Origin of the sequence: Kluyvera sp., assembly GCF_047971185.1 — a bacterium.
Taxonomy (GTDB): Bacteria; Pseudomonadota; Gammaproteobacteria; order Enterobacterales; family Enterobacteriaceae; genus Kluyvera.
The window spans coordinates 1-4,278 of sequence record NZ_JBKDZH010000149.1 but is presented as its reverse complement, the minus strand read 5'-3'; the positions used below and the strand labels follow the sequence as shown (position 1 = coordinate 4,278).

Annotated in this window: 4 protein-coding genes and 1 pseudogene; all 5 read right to left on the bottom strand. The window is 53.9% G+C overall.

From position 1 onward, the window contains the following. Positions 1-769, bottom strand: a pseudogene (locus ACK5JN_RS24275) (F0F1 ATP synthase subunit beta); the annotation flags it as partial. Between the two features lie 26 nt (positions 770-795). Next, positions 796-1,659: a F0F1 ATP synthase subunit gamma gene (gene atpG / locus ACK5JN_RS24270; protein WP_416872480.1), complete on the bottom strand. Its 864-nt coding sequence runs from the start codon at positions 1,657-1,659 to the stop codon at positions 796-798. Positions 1,660-1,708: 49 nt separating this feature from the next. Then, the gene (atpA, locus tag ACK5JN_RS24265) at positions 1,709-3,250 is read right to left on the bottom strand and encodes a F0F1 ATP synthase subunit alpha (protein WP_416872479.1); all 1,542 of its coding nucleotides are present in this window, start codon (positions 3,248-3,250) and stop codon (positions 1,709-1,711) included. 12 nt (positions 3,251-3,262) lie between these two features. Further along, the gene (gene atpH, locus ACK5JN_RS24260; protein ID WP_416872478.1) at positions 3,263-3,796 is read right to left on the bottom strand and encodes a F0F1 ATP synthase subunit delta; all 534 of its coding nucleotides are present in this window, start codon (positions 3,794-3,796) and stop codon (positions 3,263-3,265) included. 14 nt (positions 3,797-3,810) lie between these two features. Further along, positions 3,811-4,278, bottom strand: a 468-nt coding sequence (atpF, locus tag ACK5JN_RS24255; protein ID WP_416872477.1) for a F0F1 ATP synthase subunit B, incomplete at its 5' end; no start/stop codon positions are given.

The window sequence follows — 4,278 nt, the reverse complement described above, 5'->3', positions numbered from 1 at the left end:
CGGATACTTCCGTACCGGCCAGGGTGTAACGGTAGATGTTGTCGACGAACAGCAGAACGTCACGACCTTCGTCACGGAATTTCTCCGCCATGGTCAGGCCGGTCAGCGCAACGCGCAGACGGTTTCCCGGCGGCTCGTTCATCTGGCCGTAAACCAGGGATACTTTGTCGATAACGTTGGAGTCGGTCATTTCGTGGTAGAAGTCGTTACCCTCACGAGTACGTTCACCTACGCCCGCAAACACGGAGTAACCGGAGTGTTCGATCGCGATGTTACGGATCAGCTCCATCATGTTTACGGTTTTACCTACACCCGCACCACCGAACAGACCCACTTTACCGCCCTTCGCGAACGGACACATCAGGTCGATAACTTTGATACCGGTTTCCAGCAGTTCCTGAGAGTTTGACAACTCTTCGTAGGACGGTGCCGCACGGTGGATAGCCCAACGCTCTTCTTCACCGATCTCGCCTTTCATATCTACTGGTTCGCCCAGTACGTTCATGATACGACCCAGCGTTGCTTTACCTACCGGGACTTCGATCGGGTGCTCAAGGTCTTTCACATCCAGACCACGACGCAGGCCGTCGGAAGAACCCATGGCGATGGTACGTACGATACCGCCACCGAGCTGCTGCTGAACTTCCAGCACCAGATGTTCATTACCATTCTGCACCTCATGGGCGTCGTACACGCGCGGTACGGCATCCTGAGGGAACTCGACGTCAACAACGGCGCCGATTACCTGGACAATTTTTCCAGTAGCCATCTTGAATCCTCTACGACTTAACCTGTTTATACCGCGGATGCACCACCGACGATTTCGGTGAGGTCCTGAGTAATGCTGGCCTGACGAGCTTTGTTGTATACCAACTGCAGCTCTTTAATCAGGCTGCCGCCATTGTCGGTCGCGGCTTTCATCGCAACCATACGTGCGGCCTGCTCGCTGGCCAGGTTTTCTACCACGCCCTGATAGACCTGAGATTCGACATAGCGACGCAGGAGGGTATCCAGCAGCGCTTTCGGATCGGGTTCGTACAGGTAATCCCAGGTTTTACGTTTCAGTTCATCATCTTCTGAAGCCGGTAACGGCAGCAGCTGGGTGATCGTCGGCACCTGAGACATGGTGTTAATAAATTTGTTGCTGACAATATAAAGCTTGTCCAGACGACCTTCGTCGTAGGCCTGCAACATCACTTTTACCGGACCGATCAGTTCGGACAGGGCTGGTTTATCGCCCATACCGGTAACCTGAGCGACAATGTTGCCACCTACGGAATTAAAGAAGGACACACCTTTAGAGCCGATCATTGCGAGGTCGCACTGAACGCCTTTTTCGGACCATGCCTTCATATCCGCCAGCAGTTTCTTGAACAGGTTAATGTTCAAGCCACCGCACAGACCGCGGTCGGTAGACACCACCAGGTAGCCCACGCGCTTAACGTCGCGTTCTTCCAGGTACGGGTGCTTATATTCCAGATTACCGTTCGCAAGGTGACCAATCACTTTGCGCATGGTATCTGCATAAGGACGGCTGGCCGCCATGCGATCCTGCGATTTACGCATTTTGGAAGCGGCGACCATCTCCATCGCTTTAGTGATCTTTTGCGTGTTCTGGACGCTTGCGATCTTACTACGTATCTCTTTTGCGCCGGCCATGAGCTTCTCCTCAATGCCTACGGCCTGCCCTGAGACAGGCCGTCAGACTTTACCAGGATTGGGTTGCTTTGAAGGAATCGAGGATGCCTTTCAGCTTGCCTTCGATTTCGTCGTTATAGCCACCGGACTGGTTGATCTCTTGCATCAACGGAGCGTGATCACGGTCGACGTAAGCCAGCAGAGCGGCTTCGAAGCTACCGATTTTCGCCAGTTCTACATCCGCCAGATAACCACGTTCTGCCGCGAACAGAACCAGAGACTGCTGCGCAACGGACATCGGCGCATACTGTTTCTGTTTCAGCAGTTCAGTCACTTTCTGACCGTGGTCAAGCTGTTTACGGGTTGCATCGTCAAGGTCAGATGCAAACTGGGAGAACGCCGCCAGTTCACGATACTGTGCCAGCGCGGTACGGATACCACCGGACAGTTTCTTCATGATCTTGGTCTGCGCTGCGCCACCAACACGGGATACGGAGATACCCGGGTTAACCGCAGGACGAATACCGGCGTTGAACAGGTTGGTTTCCAGGAAGATCTGACCATCGGTAATGGAGATTACGTTGGTCGGAACGAACGCGGAAACGTCACCCGCCTGGGTTTCGATAATCGGCAGAGCGGTCAGAGAGCCGGTTTTCCCTTTCACTTCACCTTTAGTGAAGGTTTCGACGTAGTCGGCGTTAACACGCGCAGCACGCTCCAGCAGACGAGCGTGGAGGTAGAATACGTCGCCCGGGAATGCTTCACGGCCTGGCGGACGACGAAGCAGCAGGGAGATCTGACGGTAGGCGACAGCCTGTTTAGACAGGTCATCATAAATGATCAGCGCATCTTCGCCGCGGTCGCGGAAGTATTCGCCCATTGCGCAACCGGCGTATGGTGCCAGGTACTGCAGTGCAGCGGATTCAGACGCGGTTGCCACAACAACGATGGTGTTAGCCAGCGCGCCGTGTTCTTCCAGTTTACGTACCACGTTGGAAATAGTGGACGCTTTCTGGCCGATAGCCACGTAGACGCACTTGATGCCGGAATCACGTTGGTTGATGATGGCGTCAATTGCCAGCGCGGTTTTACCGGTCTGACGGTCGCCGATGATCAGTTCACGCTGACCACGACCGATTGGGATCATGGCATCAACGGATTTATAACCGGTCTGTACCGGCTGATCTACGGACTGACGTTCGATTACGCCCGGAGCGATAGCTTCAACGGCAGAGAAGCCGTCGTTGTCCAGCGCGCCTTTACCATCGATTGGTGCACCCAGGGTGTTAACCACACGGCCCAGCAGGCCACGGCCAACCGGAACTTCCAGGATACGACCAGTACACTTGACGGTCATACCTTCGGCAAGGTCAGCATACGGACCCATGACTACGGCACCGACGGAGTCGCGCTCCAGGTTCAGTGCGATAGCGTAACGGTTACCCGGCAGGGAAATCATCTCACCCTGCATACAATCGGCCAGGCCGTGAATGCGGATAACACCGTCACTTACAGAAACAATAGTACCTTCGTTGTGAGCTTCACTCACAACATTGAACTGAGCAATGCGCTGCTTGATCAGTTCGCTGATTTCGGTGGAATTCAGTTGCATGCTCCAGTCCCCTTAAGACTGCAAGACGTCTGCAAGGCGTTCAAGACGGCCGCGTACGCTACCATCAATGACCATATCACCCGCTCGGATGATAACGCCTGCCATTACAGACTTATCGATTTTGCAATTCAGCTTAACTTTGCGTGACAGACGTTTTTCCATCGCGGCGGTGATTTTCGCGAGCTGTTCTTCACTCAACGCATTGGCGGAGATGACTTCTACCTCAGAGGTAGCTTCACTCGCGGCGCGCAGGTGCACGAACAGCTCAAGAACATCAGGGAGCACTTTAAGACGACCGTTTTCAGCCATGACCTTAATCAGGTTCTGACCGTTTTCGTCCAGTTGCTCACCGCATACAGCGATAAACGACGTTGAGAGCGTTTCCGGCGCCAGTGCGCCAGACAGAAGCTCTGCCATTTGTTCGTTCTTCGTCACTTCGGCGGCAAACGCCAGCATGTCCTGCCAGCGATCTACGCTTTTGTGTTCGACGGCAAAGTCAAAAGCTGCTTTGGCGTAGGGGCGAGCTACCGTAACAAATTCAGACATCAGCCCCTCCCTCCTTACAGTTCAGCGACAAGTTTATCCACGATGTCGCTGTTAGCAGCTTCATCCACGGAACGTTCGATGATCTTCTCGGCGCCAGCAACAGCCAGGATAGCGACTTGCTTACGCAGTTCTTCGCGAGCACGTTTACGCTCGGCGTCAATTTCTGCCTGAGCCTGTGCCACGATTTTAGTACGTTCCTGCTCTGCTTCAGCTTTGGCTTCGTCCAGGATCTGGGAGCGACGTTTGTTCGCCTGCTCGATGATAACCTGGGCTTCCGCTTTCGCTTTTTTCAGCTGGTCGGTCGCATTGGCCTGTGCAAGGTCCAAATCCTTTTTAGCTCGTTCTGCAGAAGAAAGACCGTCAGCAATCTCTTTTTGACGTTTTTCGATGGCAGCCATTAACGGCGGCCATACGTATTTCATGCAGAACAGAACGAACATGACAAACGCGATGGCCTGGCCGAGGATTGTTGCGTTAAGATT

What these genes read in the sequence shown, in the direction of transcription:
- atpH (WP_416872478.1), bottom strand. Translation starts at nt 3,796, where the DNA reads ATGTCTGAATTTGTTACGGTAGCTCGCCCCTACGCCAAAGCAGCTTTT.
- atpG (WP_416872480.1), bottom strand. Translation starts at nt 1,659, where the DNA reads ATGGCCGGCGCAAAAGAGATACGTAGTAAGATCGCAAGCGTCCAGAAC.
- atpA (WP_416872479.1), bottom strand. Translation starts at nt 3,250, where the DNA reads ATGCAACTGAATTCCACCGAAATCAGCGAACTGATCAAGCAGCGCATT.